Origin of the sequence: Acinetobacter legionensis, assembly GCF_048551735.1 — a bacterium.
Taxonomy (GTDB): domain Bacteria; phylum Pseudomonadota; class Gammaproteobacteria; order Pseudomonadales; family Moraxellaceae; genus Acinetobacter.
In genome coordinates, this window is the sequence record NZ_JBIMBV010000019.1 from 1 (window position 1) to 18,767 (window position 18,767).

At 34.8% G+C, this 18,767-nt stretch carries 15 protein-coding genes and 1 pseudogene; 9 read left to right on the top strand and 7 right to left on the bottom strand.

Going from position 1 to position 18,767, the window contains the following annotated elements; genetic code table 11:
• Positions 1-333 precede the first annotated feature (333 nt).
• Complete coding sequence (locus ACG9ZL_RS16085) at positions 334-1,029, bottom strand: alpha/beta hydrolase (RefSeq protein ID WP_419360724.1); 696 nt, start codon at positions 1,027-1,029, stop codon at positions 334-336.
• Between the two features lie 201 nt (positions 1,030-1,230).
• Here ACG9ZL_RS16085 and ACG9ZL_RS16090 point away from each other — a divergent pair, with 201 nt between their 5' ends.
• Both ACG9ZL_RS16090 and ACG9ZL_RS16095 read left to right on the top strand, forming a co-directional pair.
• Positions 1,231-2,127, top strand: a complete 897-nt coding sequence (locus ACG9ZL_RS16090) for an AraC family transcriptional regulator (RefSeq protein WP_419360726.1) — start codon at positions 1,231-1,233, stop codon at positions 2,125-2,127.
• Positions 2,128-2,355: 228 nt separating this feature from the next.
• Positions 2,356-2,733: a hypothetical protein gene (locus ACG9ZL_RS16095; RefSeq protein ID WP_419360728.1), complete on the top strand. Its 378-nt coding sequence runs from the start codon at positions 2,356-2,358 to the stop codon at positions 2,731-2,733.
• 119 nt (positions 2,734-2,852) lie between these two features.
• On the opposite strand, the gene ACG9ZL_RS16100 is transcribed toward ACG9ZL_RS16095, so the two are convergent.
• The gene (locus ACG9ZL_RS16100) at positions 2,853-4,088 is read right to left on the bottom strand and encodes a pyridoxal phosphate-dependent aminotransferase (RefSeq protein WP_419360730.1); all 1,236 of its coding nucleotides are present in this window, start codon (positions 4,086-4,088) and stop codon (positions 2,853-2,855) included.
• 220 nt (positions 4,089-4,308) lie between these two features.
• On the opposite strand from ACG9ZL_RS16100, the gene ACG9ZL_RS16105 reads away from it, so the two are divergent.
• Complete coding sequence (locus ACG9ZL_RS16105) at positions 4,309-4,488, top strand: hypothetical protein (protein WP_004721316.1); 180 nt, start codon at positions 4,309-4,311, stop codon at positions 4,486-4,488.
• Between the two features lie 98 nt (positions 4,489-4,586).
• On the opposite strand, the gene ACG9ZL_RS16110 is transcribed toward ACG9ZL_RS16105, so the two are convergent.
• From ACG9ZL_RS16110 to ACG9ZL_RS16125, 4 genes are all read right to left on the bottom strand, one after another.
• Positions 4,587-6,038, bottom strand: a complete 1,452-nt coding sequence (locus ACG9ZL_RS16110; RefSeq protein WP_336953244.1) for a sensor domain-containing diguanylate cyclase — start codon at positions 6,036-6,038, stop codon at positions 4,587-4,589.
• 185 nt (positions 6,039-6,223) lie between these two features.
• A complete protein-coding gene (locus ACG9ZL_RS16115; RefSeq protein ID WP_419328277.1) occupies positions 6,224-7,627 on the bottom strand; it encodes a sensor domain-containing diguanylate cyclase in 1,404 nt (467 codons plus the stop codon).
• Positions 7,628-7,829: 202 nt separating this feature from the next.
• Positions 7,830-8,609, bottom strand: coding sequence for an A1S_2505 family phage non-structural protein (locus ACG9ZL_RS16120; RefSeq protein ID WP_419360732.1), 780 nt, complete (start codon positions 8,607-8,609; stop codon positions 7,830-7,832).
• Positions 8,610-8,916: 307 nt separating this feature from the next.
• Positions 8,917-10,134 (bottom strand): acyltransferase family protein, encoded by a 1,218-nt coding sequence (locus ACG9ZL_RS16125; protein WP_419360733.1) that lies wholly within the window; start codon positions 10,132-10,134, stop codon positions 8,917-8,919.
• 486 nt (positions 10,135-10,620) lie between these two features.
• Here ACG9ZL_RS16125 and ACG9ZL_RS16130 point away from each other — a divergent pair.
• Positions 10,621-11,136 (top strand): annotated as a pseudogene (locus ACG9ZL_RS16130) (IS5 family transposase); the annotation flags it as partial.
• Between the two features lie 141 nt (positions 11,137-11,277).
• Here ACG9ZL_RS16130 and ACG9ZL_RS16135 read toward each other — a convergent pair.
• Positions 11,278-12,213: a hypothetical protein gene (locus ACG9ZL_RS16135; protein WP_419360734.1), complete on the bottom strand. Its 936-nt coding sequence runs from the start codon at positions 12,211-12,213 to the stop codon at positions 11,278-11,280.
• Positions 12,214-12,344: 131 nt separating this feature from the next.
• Here ACG9ZL_RS16135 and uvrB point away from each other — a divergent pair, with 131 nt between their 5' ends.
• The 5 genes from uvrB (at position 12,345) to ACG9ZL_RS16160 (ending at position 18,394) form a co-directional block, all read left to right on the top strand.
• Entirely contained in the window at positions 12,345-14,366 is a 2,022-nt protein-coding gene (gene uvrB, locus ACG9ZL_RS16140) for an excinuclease ABC subunit UvrB (RefSeq protein ID WP_419360735.1), read from the top strand.
• Positions 14,367-14,501: 135 nt separating this feature from the next.
• Entirely contained in the window at positions 14,502-15,092 is a 591-nt protein-coding gene (locus ACG9ZL_RS16145; protein ID WP_419360736.1) for a lipocalin family protein, read from the top strand.
• 145 nt (positions 15,093-15,237) lie between these two features.
• The gene (gene rarD, locus ACG9ZL_RS16150; protein WP_419360738.1) at positions 15,238-16,167 is read left to right on the top strand and encodes an EamA family transporter RarD; all 930 of its coding nucleotides are present in this window, start codon (positions 15,238-15,240) and stop codon (positions 16,165-16,167) included.
• 361 nt (positions 16,168-16,528) lie between these two features.
• Positions 16,529-17,986 (top strand): glyceraldehyde-3-phosphate dehydrogenase, encoded by a 1,458-nt coding sequence (locus tag ACG9ZL_RS16155; RefSeq protein ID WP_336953237.1) that lies wholly within the window; start codon positions 16,529-16,531, stop codon positions 17,984-17,986.
• Positions 17,987-18,154: 168 nt separating this feature from the next.
• Positions 18,155-18,394, top strand: coding sequence for a hypothetical protein (locus tag ACG9ZL_RS16160; RefSeq protein ID WP_336953235.1), 240 nt, complete (start codon positions 18,155-18,157; stop codon positions 18,392-18,394).
• The last annotated feature ends 373 nt before the right edge of the window (positions 18,395-18,767 follow it).

The window sequence follows — 18,767 nt, forward strand, 5'->3', positions numbered from 1 at the left end:
CAAAAATCTTTCGTTTAACAGGGCTCTTGCGCTGCAAACAAAGCAGTGCTTTATTTTTGCTCATATACCCCCGCCCAACGGCGACATCCATGTCGCCCCACGGTAGGACAACCATCTATTATTCAAAAATACGAAAAACGAATTGATAACCAATAGCTTCCATAAGTTCATACAAAAACATAAGCTTCATTGATGATCAATGACTTGAGAGAAGTCACTTGTATGTATGATTAGGTGGTTTGACTATAGCCAAATTGAATTTCAATAAATCTAAGTTTTAAATGGGTCTAAGATATAGAGGAAATCCCTTGATTCCCTCTGTTCATTCATCATTTATTGAGCAAGAAAGCTGAGAGCTTCTTCAATCAAGTCTGAAATATCTTTTGGATGTGATGCCAAAGAAGCATGGCTTGCATCTAACGCAATCACTTTTTTTGCATTTAGGCGTGCAGACATGACTTTTTGATTTTCAGGATGAATCATTCGGTCTTGAGTCGAGATTTGATACCAAGATGGTTTCGTTTGCCAGGCTGGTGTGGAAATCGTATCGCCAAAAGTGCTCGCTACTGGCGCTTTTTGGGTGACAGCCATTGCAAACCCTTCATCTTTACTCAAATCCTGACAGAAACTTTCATGGAATTTATCTGCTTTAAGCCAGAGATAACCATCACTGTCTGGTTCTAAGTTTGGTGCAGCCTCAGGTAAATGTTGTTGAGTAATGCCACCAGGGCTTTCGTTTGAGTCAGGTGCAAAAGCAGCAATATAAACCAAGCCTACGACATTCGCTTGATTGCCAACTTCAGTAATTACAGCGCCACCATATGAGTGACCAACCAGAAGGACATCTCCTTTAACTTGCGCAATCATTTTTCTTGTTCGTTCAACATCTTCAGCTAGTGAGCTAAGCGGGAGTTCTACTGCACGTAATGATTCATAACCTCGGTGAGACAGCTCAGTTACGACTTTACTCCAATGAGCAGCGCCTCCCCAAAATCCGTGTACGAATATAATTGTCGGTTTATTACTCATGTATCTCTCCTAGCTAAATGCTATTGTATTTGTTGAGCTAAATGGTTGAAGAATTTTTGTGTAAAGATTGGATATATACAGAATGTAATTTTTATACTCAAAAAAGCTTCTATAAACGATTATTCATGTTTAAATTCAATTTAACAATAACAGAAACACCAATGTTTTTGCAGAAACACTTTTTAGGAATTGTGACAAAAAATGAGAGATGAATATGCAGAAAAAAGTGCTTTAACGGATATATTCTTTGATATTTATCAATTTGCAAAAATATCAGGTGAGATCTATGACTTCGCGCGATTTACAGATCAACAACAGTTAAGCTTTAAACAGGATTATGCATATATCCATATCGTTCAGCAGGCGACATGCAGACTTAAAGTTGCATGCACTAACCTAGATCTCGTTTTAAAAGCAGGGGATATTATTGTTCTACCTTCAGCAGGAGAACACACGATTGAATTGTTGGATGCTGAAAACCAAGCAGCCGCTGTGATTAGCTGTATTTTTAAACTTAGTGGGATTTATGGCGAAGCCATAATCGAAGGGTTGCCTCGCTATATCCATGTCCCATCGCACAATGATACGGATAAAATTGCAGAATGGGTGCCAATGACTGTTGCTGCGATAAAGCTTGAACTTGAACATCCTAGCCTTGGTAGTCAAGTGATGCTTTCAAGGATTATCGATCTTTTATTGGTGTGGTCAATACGGTTTTGGTTGGCAAAGGCAACCATTGAACATAAAAGCTGGATTGTTGCTTTACGTGACCCCACGATTAGTAAAGCATTATTTTTGCTGCATGATCGTCCTGCTTATCCATGGGATGTAGAAAATTTGGCTCAATCCACCCATCAATCACGTTCAAGTTTTGCTAAAAAAATTGTTGAACAGGTCGGTGTTTCTCCAATTCAATATTTAAAAAATTGGCGGATGAGACTGGCAAGTCAGTTTTTAAAAGAGACAGACAAAAATATCTTTCAAATTGCTGAATTAGTAGGATATAGCTCACAAGCTGCATTCACTCGTGCTTTCACACAAACATATGGATGCGCACCGAAAGTATTTAGAGCGTCATTGATGCAGAGTCATCAATAAATACAGATAATCAACTGTAGCTTTTTATGCTTTAAATGCTTTTTAACACTGAATCGTACTTAGCCAAACTGATCCAGAACAGCAATAAAACTTAAAGATTTAGGTTAGATTTCAGGTTTTATTGAAGATGAACAAAAATTGGTTAATGTCATAAATGTAATTCCCAAGACCGTGAATTGTATAGTTTCGACCTCTAGAATGAAGTGATACATCAATGGGAAGAATGACATGAAAACTTTAATCAGATTAGCTGTTATTGGTCTTTGTAGTGTTTCAAGTTTAAGTTTTGCATCACATCAAAATACGCAAGAAATACGCATTGATCACTTTGGTACAGGTAGCGATGGAGATAATACGTCAGGTCTTTTATTGAAAGAGCCAATAAAACTTGTGCCTTATTTAAAGCTTGATCAAAATAAGGAGCCGAGAATTGAACATTATGGCACAGGCAATGATGGAGACAATACCGCAGGGTTATTATTAGTCGATCATGAAAAGTACTATGCGGCAAACACATCTGCTGTGCAAGTTGATACTGGACGTATAGATCATTACGGTACTGGAAATGATGGAGACAATACCACGGGCTTGCTCCTCAAAGATTAATTTACAAAAAATATAGAAGCTTGTTGATAAAAATAGTGACATGTTGATAAGTAATATAAACAAAGATAAAAAAATGGGTGTAATCAATACACCCATTTTTCATTTAAACCAATATCGTCTTATTGCGCTGCTTTTTCAGCTGCGATTGAAGCAATTGCTACATCAACACCATCAATAGAATCTGCAGCTTTTTTAATACGAGCAAGTGCATCAACAAGTACTTCATCAGCAGTCGCATAAGAAATACGCATATAGCCGCCTAAACCAAAAGCATCACCAGGAACTACAGCAACACCAGTTTCTTCCAACAACCATTCTGAGAATTCTGTGCAAGATTTTAAACCTTTTGCACGAATCAAAGGACGAATATTGGCATAAGCATAGAATGCGCCATCAGCAGGTAAGCAGCTAATCCCTTGAATTTCATTCAAACCATTTACAACTAAATCATGACGGCGTTTGAATGCTTCAATCATCGGTTGAAGAACATCTTGAGGACCATTTAACGCAGCTTCAGCAGCAACTTGTGAAATCGAAGTTGGGTTTGAAGTTGATTGTGATTGGATTTTTTTCATTGCACCAATCAATTTTGCAGGTCCTGCTGCATAACCGATACGCCATCCAGTCATTGCATATGCTTTAGATACACCGTTAAGTACGATCACACGCTCATAAAGGTCAGGAGCTACAGTAGCAATGTTGTAGAACTCATCATCCCAACGGATCGGCTCATACATATCATCAGAAGCAACATAAACTTGAGGATATTTACGGAGCACTTCTGCTAAAGCTTCAAGTTCAGCTTTACTGTAGATCATGCCTGTTGGATTAGATGGACTATTTAAAACCACCAAACGTGTTTTGTCTGTAATCGCAGCTTCTAGTTGAGCAGGTGTAATCTTGAAACGTTGTTCTTCACCACATTTCACGATGACAGGAACACCTTCAGCAATGATCACCATATCTGGATAGCTTACCCAATATGGCGCTGGAATAATGACTTCATCACCTTTGTTTAACAAAGCAAGTGCTAAGTTAAAGAAAGACTGTTTACCACCACAAGAGACTAAAATCTGATTTGCAGCATAGTCAAGATTGTTATCACGTTTTAGCTTCGCAATAATTGCTTTTTTAAGGCCTGGTGTACCATCAACAGCGGTATATTTGGTAAAACCGTTGTTAATCGCTGTAATCGCAGCATCTTTGATGTGTTGTGGGGTGTCAAAATCTGGTTCGCCAGCGCCCAATCCGATTACATTTTTACCCGCAGCTTTTAATTCAGCAGCTTTGTTGGTAACAGCAAGCGTTGGAGACGGTTTGATGGCATTTACACGATCAGAGAGACGTACGTCCACGGCATTATTCCTTCTTATAGGGATTAAAAAATAAAAAGCACATTATCATAGCCTAATTTTTCATGTTTGGTCGTCTAATATCTATTCAAATTCAATAAATATTCACGAAAAGCAAAAATTAATGTATCAAGAGAATACAAATAAAAGTGAAAGTTTAAGAGCACTCGCATCAAAGCCGAAATTTACGTACAATATAGTCAGTTAAAATTGAGTGAATCACATGAGCACCCAAAATACTCCCAAAAAGAAGCCATTGGTGAATTTACCATTTCCAATGCCATCATCTTTAGAAAATGATGATGATGTTGCCCATAACAACGTTCGCCCTAAACCTGAGCAATACGCAGACCGTACTTGGATGCCACCTCGTGGTACACGTCGTTCGATGGGAAAACGTTAAGTGTGTAAAATATAAAAATAGGTGCTTGATGCACCTATTTTTATATTAAGTATTCAAAAGAATATTTTTTCAAGCTTATTGTTTATCTTTGTTGATGGTTAAGCACCGTCATTTAGCATTTCCGTGACATATTCATAATATTTTTTTTTCTTTTGATACATCAGTAAATCTGCTCGTTTTAGCATATTATCTATACTTTCATTTGCACCTGTTGTTGCGTAACCAATTGCAACGCTGATAGGTTGTGACGAGTAGTACTGGTTATCTATATTGAGTAATTCTTCAATAGTCATGATCATTGATTCGACGGTTTGCTCATTTGCCGCAGGCATGAGAATTACAAACTCATCTCCACCAATACGAGAAGCAGTATAACTTGTATTGGTAATGGTACGAGTCAGAATATTGCCCATACGTCGAAGTAATTCATCCCCAACATCATGACCTAACTGATCGTTGATGGCTTTTAAACCATTCATATCAATAAAAATAGCTGAAGTCGGGCGTAGTACGCCACGCTCTAAACGATTGATTTCTTCTGTATAAAATGAACGATTAAATAATTTTGTGAGAACATCATGTTTTCCAAGATATTCCAAATACGTTTCTGCTTTTTTTCGTGCAGTAATATCAGTCAATGCGACTTGAACAAGACTCCAATCATGTTCATAACCTGGGAAAACAGTGAATTGGAGTAATACATTTCGTACTGAACCATCTAATGCATAATTTACAGCTTCACGTTGATGATGAATTTTACCATTCCATAGCTCAATCAGTTGCTCACGGAAAGTCTGATACATCTCTTTTGCAAATACTTTGTTTAAGTTTTTAAACAAGGTCTCTTTATCTTTGGCTTTAAATAAATCCAGGGTTGCTTGGTTGACGTCTAATAAGATGATGTCTTCTATACACTGGTTTACAAAGTCAGTATGAACATCTAAGAAGGTACGAAAATCTTCGATACCAATTTCACGGAGTTGATCTATACGTAGTCTTACACGACTAAAATCTTCCACCCACAATGAAGTTGGCGAATAAATAAAGCGAGATTCTGCCAGTTGGCGATTTTTTTCTTCTAAACGGCGCGCATTTTGATAGTCAGTAATATCTTCAGTGGTAACTAAAACTCGGTCTAAACTGACTTCTGAACCCGGCAAAATGATACCGCGTAATTTGATATCTAACTTTTTACCTGAAATCGTGTAATTGACAGTAGTATTTGAAAATTCTGCTTCTCCATTCCAAAGTGCAACCAACTCTTTAATATGTGAATGCAGCATTTCTTTCTGAAAAATAATATCTAAGCTCTGATAGAGGTGTTGTTGAGTTCTTGCTTCAAATAAATTTAAGGTTTTTTTATTGACCTGAAGAATCTTAATTTTATGCGCACAAGCTGTGATCTGGTCTGGATTTTCTTCTAAAAAGCTTTGTAGATCTGTGATTCCTTGACTTTTCCATTGGTTAAATTGTTCTTTTACTTCGCTATAGTCTTCTAACCACATTGGGGTAGGGGATATATCAAAAATAGAAGAATCAGAAAATTCCATTATAAGATTCTCGTTCGATGTGAGGTGCTTTAGAATATTTGAAATATATCCTAAAAAAGGAGGATATAAAATAATAAAATTCATGATATTTATTACTAATCGTATTTTATGATAACTGGTTATCGTTTAATTGGATTTGCACAACTGTTACTTAATTCAAATTATATTTTTAATCCGTCAAACTATTAATCGGTCTTCAATAAATAATATGCTTGCTTATCTTGATACATAATTTTATCTGCTTTTTTTAATAACTCATCGATATTTTTATAATGGTGAGTTGTTGCATAACCAATCGCCACATGAAGTGGATGTTGCGGATTGTTAATTTGATCAAGTTCTATTTCTTGCTTAATTATTTTAAGCAGTAGCTCTATATGCTGATAATTTGATTCAGGCATAAGAATCACAAACTCATCACCACCAATACGGGAAACAGAATATGGGGTGGTTATGGTGGATTTTTTTAAAAGATTTGCAAAACGTTGAATCAGCAAATCACCAATATGATGGCCCTGTAAATCATTAATCCTTTTTAAACCATTGATATCTAAGTATATACATGAAAGTGAACTGAATGGGGTAGTTTGTAAGCGTTGAATTTCACCTACAAAAAAAGTTCGATTATATAATTGAGTTAATTGATCATGCTTGCTTGCATATAGCAGATGATCTTCTAATTTCTTACGCTCTGTTAAATCGGTAAAGGCAATTTGCACGGTATCCCAGTTATGTTTTGAATCTGGAAAAATAACAAACTGTTCGAGGACATGTAGCAAATCTCCGTTGATTGACCGATACTCACATTCTCGCTTAAGCTGATGATGGCCATCCCATAAATGTAATAATTGTTTATAAAAATTTTGTTGATAATTCTCTCTGAAAATATGATTTAAATGCTGATAAAAATGTTGTTCATTGTTGGCATTAAATAAATCCAGTAAAGCTTGATTTACACCAACTGATCGAATATTTTCAAAACAAAGAAATAGAAAATCAGGGTTTTGCTGAATATATTGATCTAAGTCAGTGACATTATTCGCTAGCAATTGATTAAATAATGATTTTATTTGGCTATAGTCTTTGACCCAGAGGGCAGTGGGTGAATGCAAAAATAGGGATTCTGCAATCCGACGTGCATTTTGACACTGAGAGATATCTTCCGTGGTTAATAAAACTCGATCCCAACTTTCTTTCGCATCCGTTAAAATATTGGCTCTAAGTTGGATATCAATTTTTTTACCTTTGCAGCTAAGGTTGACCACTTGAATCGAGCAATCTTTTTCTTTATTCCAAAGTGCTGAAAAAAATTGGATATGTAATAGTTCAGTATTTTCTGTATGCATTTCCGGAAATTTTTCTAAAATCTCCGCTAAATCATCAGCTTCATATAAAATCAGAGTGCTTTGATTGATATGAATGGTACGGATCGCTGCCAAACAGGGTTTTAAACGGCTAGTATCCTCCAATAGATGTTGTTTAATATCGGGAATACCTTGCGCCGTCCACTGATCAAATATTTTTTTTATACCACTAAAATCTTGTAACCACATGGCAATTGGAGACAAATCAAATATTGTTAAATCCATTTGCTCCATACGCTTTCCAATATCACTCTTATTAGTTTAGGGGTGTTGACATTTTATAAATGACTTGCCTTGTATCGTCTAAAAATGACTTATAGGCTCAAACAGAATCGGGCTGTCATCAGACCTTGTTCCGAGCGATATGACTTAAGTAAAAATTAAACATAGATTGGTTCAATCAAAAATAACCACACACTGAAGTATATTACTTTTTAGCCCGATGTTCTGCTTTTGGTGCAGCAATGGTACGCTGGCCAGTCCATACTGAAATAAAGTCTGTTTCATTTAAATTATAGAGTTCTAGAAGCGCTAAAATAGCTCCCCCAAAAATCATTGAACCCTCTGAATCAGACTGAAATTCAAATACTTTTCCATTTAGATTGTGAAGAATATCTTGTATTTCAAAAATACGATCTCGACCATTACTATCATTTGGATACATGGGTGTATTGAGAATAATTGTAGCGAGACTTTTTTCAGCTTCAGTTAAATCTAAGCTTTGAATTTTTTGTTCTATATCTGAACTAAAAATGACCTCATCTGATATAAAGCTATGCAGCAATTTTTGTGTGAGCTTAGGCAAAGTTTTTTCTACAAATGGGCGGAATGAAGCAGGGAAGATCACATTGCGTGAAATACCTTTAAACATGGGGGCAATTTCTTCAACTTTATAGCCAGCAACACCACAACCCACAGAAGTAATAAAATATTTTATCTTCGGGTGATTTTTTGTATAAATTTTAAAATCATCAATATAGTGTTGAATTTGCGAAAGTGGCATTTGCTGTAAATGTTCATTCATGGTGGGTATAGCAAAACTTTGTCCCGCCCAGCCACGTCCAACACCTTTAGTTGCGCCAAAATGTAAATGTGCTGATTTTGCAGCACCGCCTTGATGAGTACCCGCCATATTACTACCAAAAACAAACACAGTATCTTCTGGCAAAGTTTTGATTATGCTTTCATCATGATAGTGATATGTCATGTTTTTCAATCTTTTAATTCGCTTGTTTCCATGTTGCTATTGAAATAAAAAAGGGTCAAGGTATTTGTTGAATATTGTGTAAAAAGCCCCATCTAGAATAGGTGTCAATGTATGGGTTTAATTGGTTTCTGTTAAACTATTATGGCTTCTTCCCAATTGGTTAAAGAGTGAATTATTGTGAGTGAACATCAACCTTTTGAACTTGTTACAAATTATTATGCATAAGCATGTATAACATCTATTGGTACATTATCTTGTTGTGAAAATGGGAGTAAGGTAAACAAGGAAAATTTCCTTGTTCATTAAATTAGGTTTCTCTATGATTTAACATAGTTTTTATCCAAATTAATTTATTTGATAATTTAACTTGGATTGGAGTGAAAAGTTTTTCTTGAAGATATAGACTGATTGGTATAAGTAGAATAATAAATATCAGGGTAGAAATAATATCTAATTGATCAATACTTTTTGCAGTTTCAATAATTTCGTTAATAGTTGAAACTTGTGTACTTGCAATGATCAATTTGTAAAGAATAAAATAAATAGAGAGTAAAGGAAGGTGTAACATATAAATTGATAGTGAAGCTTTTCCTAATCTTTCAATTAAGGTCGTGATTTTATGATTATTAAAGTTGATGCTTAAAAAACAATAAATCAATGCTAGCTGTGGAAATAAAAACAATCCATTATGTGATAGGTAGAACCATAGCTGAGGTGCTGTTTTGACTAGATAATGCATAAGAAAAAATCCAAACCCAGCAAAAAACAGACAAAAGATTTGATATTTTTTTGAGTATATTTTTGAATTTAAACAAATTAAATAAAAAATAATGCCTGCAATGAATTCAGGAAGCCTAAGAACTGGATTTCTGTGCATTAGACCAATAATATCTGAAGAGAAATTTTGAGTATAAGTAAAATAAATAGCTGGAATGAGTGAAAAAATCCAAAAAACCATCATAAATTTTTTTAAATTTTTTATATTTTTCAATATTTTAACAAAAAAATTAAATGTCAAATAAAAGAAAAATAATGCAGAAACTGACCATGCCGCTGGATTAAGAAATAGAAAATGGTAGTCCCATGCTTGAATCAAAGTAATGCTTTCTATTATGTATTTAAAAATATCAATAAAATAAATTTCCATAACCTCATTTGATTGAATTGATGGTAATGCTTGAATTGGAAGTTCAGTAGGAAATGATTTTTTAGTAATGATACTTAATGAAAAGAATGTAATAATAGCCATACACATTGTGAAAATATGAATAGGGTATAAAGCAGAAAATCTTTTGAGTAAGAAATTTGTATTTGAAAATTTTTTTTCTTCAATTTTTCTATAATAGACATGAGTTAGAATAAATCCAGATAATATAAAAAAAGTACTTGTACCAAAAAAACCATTAAATATCAGCTCATTTAGGATAGAATCATTTATTAAACCTTGGATATGGTACAAAACCATCAATATAGCCATAGAAAATCGAAGTAAATCCAACCCAATAATTTTTTTTGACAAAATCATACTTTCTAACTAATGTTTCATAATTATTACATTTTACATAAAAAAACATAAAAATAACAGACTATGTCGATAATTCTTAAGGGTAGCCAAATAGATATGGTAGCTATGACTACTGTAATTTGATTTCATTGACGGCTTTATTTGATTGCTTTGCTTAATAATGTTGAGTCAGTGACATTAAGCTATATAAAGTATTGTAGCTAACAATTTGTATTTAAAAAAGATTGTAGCTTAAGTTGAAAATTCCTAAACTTAAAAGAGTGTCAATTATTCAGTATTGTATGATGTATTACGACTAGTAAATTTGTGATGGTTGCTAATTTTACTTTATCGCTATTTTGAATTGTAAAGGGCCACTTACATTAATTCTATACTTTGGTCAAAGAGTAATATGTCTAAACAAAACATTTTTTGTGTTTTGTTATAAAAATGGCTTTGTTGCACAAACCTACCCTTTAAAGATTTCTTCAGTAATATAATTTCCAAATGAAGAAGCCTGCACCTAAAATTTATCGCACGACCAATTGTTCCTCGTATAACCGAGCATTAATAAATAGAGGAAACATCCTCATTTGGTTTGATCCTTCTGCTCAATGGTATGCTCAGCCACAGGGCAAGCATGGACGAAATCGAACCTATTCCGACACAGCGATTCAATGCTATTTGATGATCAAATCTCTTTTTAGACTTTCTTTACGGATGGTTACAGGCTTTTTTCAAAGCCTGATTCAACTCTGCGGTTTAAGCTGGACAGCTCCAGACTATTCCACGCTTTGCAGAAGACAGAAGCATATTGACATTGCGGTTAGCTATCAAAAAAGTCATGATGGACTGCATATACTCGTAGATTCCACGGGTTTGAAGTTTTTAGGTGAAGACGAATGGAAACGTAAGAAATATCAGCCTGAATATCGTCGCCAATGGCGTAAGCTTCATATCGGTATAAATGTTAAAACTCTGCAAATACGTGCTGTCAAACTTACAACGAATAATGTCAGTGAAGAATTAGGCCGACCACATACCCAAGTTGCATCCTAAATTTAAGTCCATTAGGGGAACTCTATCTTTCAGCTCTTTATGCAACAAAGCCTATAAAAATTAATATTTTTATGTAAAGAAGATACTTTGTGCATGAATGAAAAATCATTTAAAGTTGTTATTTATAAAATGGATTAGTTTCTTGCTGAGTGCTAAGTTAGTTTTTTCGTTCACATGCACTTCATCTTTAGATAGACTCATAGGTAAAGCTTGATTTTTTTGATTCTGTAAATCAAAAGTGTTAGGTGTAATCGTTGTATCTTTCCAAATTTGATCTCCTTCTATATAGCTTTTGATATTAAAGTATTGATTTTTATAAGTATTTGATAAATTATTATTAACAAAATTAACTTTATCTATAAGATTAAGAGATGGTTTTGTTGATGTATAAAAACCTATAACCAAGATATTGCTGGTTAAATTTTTATCGATCCAACTGATACATTGATTAGACTTTTCAATAACGTATTGGGTTGTACTTAGTGTAGGGTCATTGCCTAGTAAATTATTTTTACCTAGGTTTACAATAAAAATTGAACTATTTTTAACTTTTGGAAAAAGACTTTGGATTGGATAGAAAATATTTTTGTCTACATAAAAATCATTAACTTGGTTTGGAATAAAATAATAACCATTTTGATCAATGCCGATTTGACCTAAATTATTATTTATTTTCACATCGAATGGTTTTAAATAAAAATCTGTTGGCCAATCAGCATCAAGATAGTTTTTTGTATTTAGTACTATTTGAGTATTTTTAAATTTGACTGTTCCAGAAAATGCTCCTATTCTTAAACACATACTATACAAATACTCTCCACCTTTAGCATAATTAATTACGTTATAATTATTCAGATTTGCTGTTTTTGTTAACGCATTATTTATGTACTCCAGACTACTACTTCCTAATACATAAATATCTTGTTTTGCTTGAGGTAATGTTGGTGTATCCCCTGTTGAAGAAGAATTTCCACCACCACAGCCCTGTATTACTAAAGCCAAGTATACCAAGCTGATTGTTTTAATTAATTTATTGCGCATAAGTTTTCCGTTAAATTTTTATTTGAGTGAATTTTTGTGAATATATATCATTTAGCAGAACAATCAATATTTTTGTATACTCTTTTAATCTAAATGCATTTTCTTTATACACAAATATTTAAGAGCACACTGTGAGCGAAAATTTACCTTTTGAACTTGTTACAAATTATCAACCTGCTGGAGATCAACCACAGGCAATAGCAAAATTAGTCGAAGGCATAAATAAAGGTTTTCACGATCAACTTCTACTCGGTGTAACGGGTTCAGGGAAAACCTACACCATGGCAAATGTGATTGCGCAAACGCAACGTCCAACTATTGTCATGGCACATAACAAAACTCTTGCTGCACAATTATATGGTGAATTTAAATCCTTTTTCCCAAACAATGCAGTTGAATACTTCGTTAGTTATTATGACTACTATCAACCCGAAGCTTATGTTCCATCTTCGGATACCTTTATTGAAAAAGATTCAGCGATCAATGATCACATTGACCAGATGCGTCTCTCTGCTACGCGTGCTTTATTAGAACGCCGTGATGCTATTATTGTCGCATCAGTATCCGCAATCTATGGTTTGGGTGATCCGAATGCTTATATGAGTATGTTATTGCATATTGTACAAGGGGACAGAATTAGTCGTGATGATATTATTCGCAGACTTGTTGAAATGCAATATACGCGAAATGAGTTGGAATTTTTACGTGGTACTTATCGTATTCGTGGCGAAATTATCGATATTTTCCCTGCTGAATCAGACCAACACGCAGTTCGTGTTGAGTTGTTTGATGATGAAGTCGATTCAATTCGATGGTTTGATCCAATTACAGGGAAAATGGTACGTAAAGCACCACGTGTGACAATCTATCCGAAAAGTCACTATGTCACTCCAAAAGATAATCTACAACGTGCAATTGGAACGATTCGGGATGAACTGGCTGATCGATTAGTTTTTTTTAAAGACCATGAAAAATTACTCGAAGCACAGCGGATCGAACAGCGCACACGTTATGATTTAGAAATGATGCAACAGTTAGGCTATACCAACGGTATTGAAAACTATTCACGTCATTTATCTGGTCGTCCAGCGGGTGAGGCGCCACCTACATTATTTGATTATATCCCAGATGATGCTTTATTAATTATTGATGAGTCGCATGTGACTGTACCCCAAATTGGTGCAATGTATAAAGGCGATCGTTCACGTAAAGAAAACTTGGTCAATTATGGTTTCCGTTTACCAAGTGCATTGGATAATCGTCCAATGAAGTTTGAAGAATGGGAACGTATCGTCCCAACCACCATTTATGTTAGTGCAACACCGGCTAAATATGAACTTGAAAAATCTGAACAAGTTGCCGAACAAGTGGTGCGACCAACAGGATTGGTCGATCCAGAAATCGAAATACGTCCTGTTTTAACGCAAGTGGATGATGTTCTTTCAGAAATTAATATCCGTAAAGAACTTGATGAGCGTGTTTTAGTCACTACTTTAACCAAGCGTATGGCAGAAGACTTAACCTCATATTTAAAAGAATATGGGGTGAAGGTGGCTTATCTGCACTCAGATATTGACACAGTTGAGCGAGTCAAAATTATTCATGATCTTCGTACAGGCGTACATGATGTTCTGGTCGGGATTAACTTATTGCGTGAAGGTTTGGATATGCCGGAAGTTTCTTTGGTTGCCATTCTTGACGCAGATAAAGAAGGTTTTCTTCGTTCTGAACGATCGTTAATCCAAACTATTGGTCGTGCTGCACGACATTTAAAAGGTAAAGCGATTTTATATGCTGACCGTATAACCGATTCGATGCAGAAAGCTATAGATGAAACCGATCGTCGTCGGGCTAAACAAATCCAATTTAATGAAGAGCATGGTATTATTCCACGTAGTGCTGTACGCCAAGCAATTAAAGAAATTGATACGGGTGAGGTTATTAGTGATGATCAAATTGAAGTAAACATAAATGATCAGCATCAAGCTTTAACTGCTGATGAACGTCACATTTTGTCTGATCCAAAACTGTTTACTAAGCATATTACGAGACTCGAAAAAGAAATGCTGAAAGCATCTAAAGAATTACAATTTGAACAAGCTGCGCGTTTACGAGACGAAATTGTGCGTTTAAAAAATAGAATGTTAAAATAATTGCTTTATTGACGTGATTTCACTTTTGCACTTGCTGTAGCTTTAGGCCAAACAAGGATACATAAAGCTACAGTCTAAGTTTAAATTTATGATTATTTTATAATAAATAGTAAAAAGTAATGCTGAGGGTATAAAGTGCAATCATTTAAAATATTACCCAAATTATATGACTTCAAAAAATTAATAATCGTGTTGGGGGTGGTTTTTTCGAGCTTTTTATATCCAAAAGCCTATGCTGAAAATTCGACTTTAGCAGCGATTCCAAAATTGGAATTGGGTCAATATTTAGGATTATGGTATGAAATTGCCCGTAAACCAATGTATTTTCAAAAAGACTGTAAGTCAGATGTCACTGCACGTTATACCGTAAATGAATATGGTAATGTTGCAGTAGATAATCGATGCGTCGATCAAAATGGACAAGAATTGCGTTCACTGGGTGAAGCATTTATCAGTAATGAGCCTTTTAATTCAAAATTTAAAGTGAGTTTTATTCCAGAAGCGGTTCGTTGGATGCCTGTGGGCCGTGGTGATTATTGGATTTTAAAAATTGATTCACACTATCAAATGGCTTTGGTCGGAGAACCTAAACGAAAATATTTGTGGTTACTGTCTAGAGATCCTCATCCAGATGAAGCAAAGGTGATTGAATTTCTCCGCTATGCGCAGACGGTAGGTTTTAACTTAAAAGATCTGATTCGAACCAAACAGAATACGCAACAATAAGATAGAAAATTTAAGCTGATATATTTTAAATATTAAAGTAGTTGTAAATCCTTAATTTTGAAAATAATTGAGAATTCAAATTAATTTTGGGTGAAGGTGTTTATAATGCCTAAGAGTTTATTTGAAAATCATGGTGAGGCCACAGATGTTTAAGGGCGTCGTATTGTCTGTATTGGCATCTGTAACGTTTGGGGTCTTATATTTTTATACCAAATTGTTGGGCGATCTAGATAGTCAGCAAACCTTTGGTTGGCGGATTATTGCGACTTTGCCGTTCCTTACTTTATTCATGCTATGGAGTGGTGATTTTGTTCATGTTAAAGCGATTTATTATCGAATCCTCAAACAACCTGCTTTATTACTTTTATTAATCATTACATCTATTTTGACCTGTTTCCAATTATGGCTTTTCTTGTGGGGCCCAATGAATGGGCGGGGATTACAAGTTTCACTTGGGTATTTTCTATTACCCTTGGTCCTTGTACTCGCAGGTAGTTTATTTTATAAAGAGAAATTATCAAGATTCCAAATGGTTGCCGTTGCTTTTGCTGTGCTTGGTGTGGGGCATGAATTATGGCGTTTGGGTAGTATTGCATTGGAAACACTAAGTGTTGCATTAGGTTACTCTCTTTATTTCTTGATTCGAAAAACCATCAAAACCGATAATTTAGGTGGCTTTTGGTGGGATATTTTAATTTGTATTCCTATTGCAATTTATTTCACCCAAACTGGATTAGAAGCATATAGTCAATTTGCTAACTCACCCGTTTTAATTCTTGTGGTTGCAGGGCTTGGAGTTTTGAGTGCAATTGGTCTAGGTAGCTATATTTTAGCCAGTCGTTATTTGCCGATGGTTTTGTTTGGGTTATTAAGTTATTTAGAACCTGTTTTGTTGGCGCTAGCCTCGTTGGCGTTGGGAGAGTCTATTTCTGCAGATGAATGGTTTACCTATATTCCAATTTGGTGTGCTGTGAGTATTTTGGTATTAGAGGGGATTTGGCATATCTATCAACAAAACAATAAACGGAAAAATTTAGTATTGAATATTGAAAAATTGGACGAAAGAATCCGTTAGTTAAAACAAAGATCGATAATAGTTGGATTGTCATTTAGAATCGTGACTTTAACAAGATCTAACTCATTAGATGTGTGATAGCTTTACTATTAACAGCAGGTTAAGTGTAGCAATTTGGAATTTAAAGATCTAACATGATCTTTATTTTTCTTCTTACTCTAATAAAGTCAATATCACGACTAAAATCCACATAGAACTGAAATATTATTTAAAGATCAAGGCATAATTTAAAATAAAATACCCAGTATGACAAAATTCTATAAAAATGTATCACGATTTGATTTCAACTAAATGAGAATTACATTACAATTGTGGGGTTTAAAAATCCATGTCTAGATATACATAAATAGAGGACGTATCTGTGAGCAAAGACACTATCATCGCCCTACATGCAGAGCACCAAGGTCGCTGGAAAAACCGTGAAGAAATTGCGGAACGTATGATTGCATTAATCGGTCAATTATACCGTGAAAAAAACATTGTGACTTCTGTGTACGGTCGTTCTTTAGTGAACCGTTCAGTAATTCAAATCCTTAAAGCACACCGTCGTACACGTATGATGGATGTTGAGCTTTCTGTTGTACATACTTTCCCTATTTTAGAAGCTTTAGCGAAATTAGATAATATCGGTTCTGCTGAAGTTGATTTAGGTAAACTTGCAGTTGAATATAAAGAAAAGGGTGGCGATATTGATGCATTTGTTGCTCAAGCTGTTCAATCTTTAGAAGGTCGTCCTGCACAAGTTGAGCCTAAAGATGTCGTTCTTTATGGTTTTGGTCGTATTGGTCGTATTTTAGCGCGTCTGATCATTAGCCAATCAGGTCTTGGTCGTGGTTTAAGCCTTAAAGCGATCGTTGTACGTAAATCATCTGATGGTGATTTAGAAAAACGTGCTTCATTGTTACGTCGTGATTCAATTCATGGTCCATTTGCAGGAACGATTTCTGTGGATGAAGAAAATGAAGCAATCATTGCAAATGGTAACTTTATCAAAGTGATCTATGCATCTAGTCCTGCTGAAGTTGATTACACAGCTTATGGTATCGACAATGCATTAGTGATTGATAATACTGGTAAATGGCGTGATATCGATGGTTTATCTCAGCATCTTAAATGCCCTGGCGTAAGTCGTGTTGTACTTACAGCACCTGGTAAAGGTGATATGAAGAATGTGGTGTTTGGTGTTAACCAAGCGGACATCATTGATTCAGACAAAATCATTTCTGCTGCAAGCTGTACTACTAACGCAATCACACCAGTTTTAAAAGTGTTAGAAGACAAATACAAAGTGATCAATGGTCATGTGGAAACTGTTCACTCATTTACTAATGACCAGAACTTGATTGACAACTATCACAAAGCAGATCGCCGTGGCCGTGCTGCAACACTGAATATGGTTATTACAGAAACAGGTGCTGCAAAAGCTGTTGCGAAAGCATTACCTCAGTTACAAGGTAAATTAACAGGTAATTCAGTACGTGTTCCAACACCAAACGTTTCACTTGCTATTCTTAACTTAACACTTGAGAAAGAAGTAGATCGTGAAGAAGTGAACGAATATATTCGTCAAATCTCGATCAACTCTAACCTTCAAGGTCAAATTGGCTATACTAACTCTACAGAAGTTGTATCGTCTGACTTTATTGGTTCGCGTACAGCGGGTGTATTTGACGCACAAGCAACAATTACTTCTGGTAACCGTTTAACAGCTTACGTTTGGTACGATAACGAAGTTGGTTATAGCTGCCAAGTATTGCGTATTGCTGAACAAGTATGTGGTGTAAGTTATCCAAAAGTACCAGCTGAAACAAATGCATAATTTCTAAGAGTCGTCGAAAAGGAGCTTCAAATGGAGCTCCTTTTTTTATATTATAAAGTTATGGTTCTATTTAAGTTTTAATTTATGATTCTAATTAAAACTTAGAGAATATTAAAAATAAAGAAAAAATTATCAATTTTTGCTTTAAGTTTGCTGAATTTATCAACAATGATTCACGCAACTCCGCATACAAGTCTTGATTTAACTCCTATATTGCAGGATCGTTTTGAACAAAATTGTGCGATTGGTCAACAATTCGATTTTTATACTCATGATGAGATGCAGGTAATTTTAATGAATCAGGTAGTTAAGGATGAAGTAGAAGAGCAAGCGGCTTACGTCAGCAAAAATTTTAGTTTAAAAAATACGGCTTACAGGGGATTAGTCGTAAATAAAATTGAATTTTGATGGGGGCGGTTTGACTTTGAGTGAGACGTTGTACTTTGATCTTCCAATGGCTTCAGCCAAACAGCAATTTAATAAGATTAAAAGCAATATACAGCAACCAACTAAATCTGCAAATTTTGTGATGGCTGGAAAGGGCAAGAGTGATGCAATAGCTATCTGTTTATGGTCTTATAAAAATGGACTTCAATAGTGTTATTGTGAATTAAGTTTTGGGATGATTTCTAAAAGTGATGAAACTTTTTACTATCACATAGAAATAGGTGTATGAAAAGCAAGTTTGCAATGCCACATTTAAAGTTTAAATTGCTTTGCTTAGGTGATGCCTTACGATAGAAAGACCATCTATGGTTTCATCATTATTTAAAACGATACA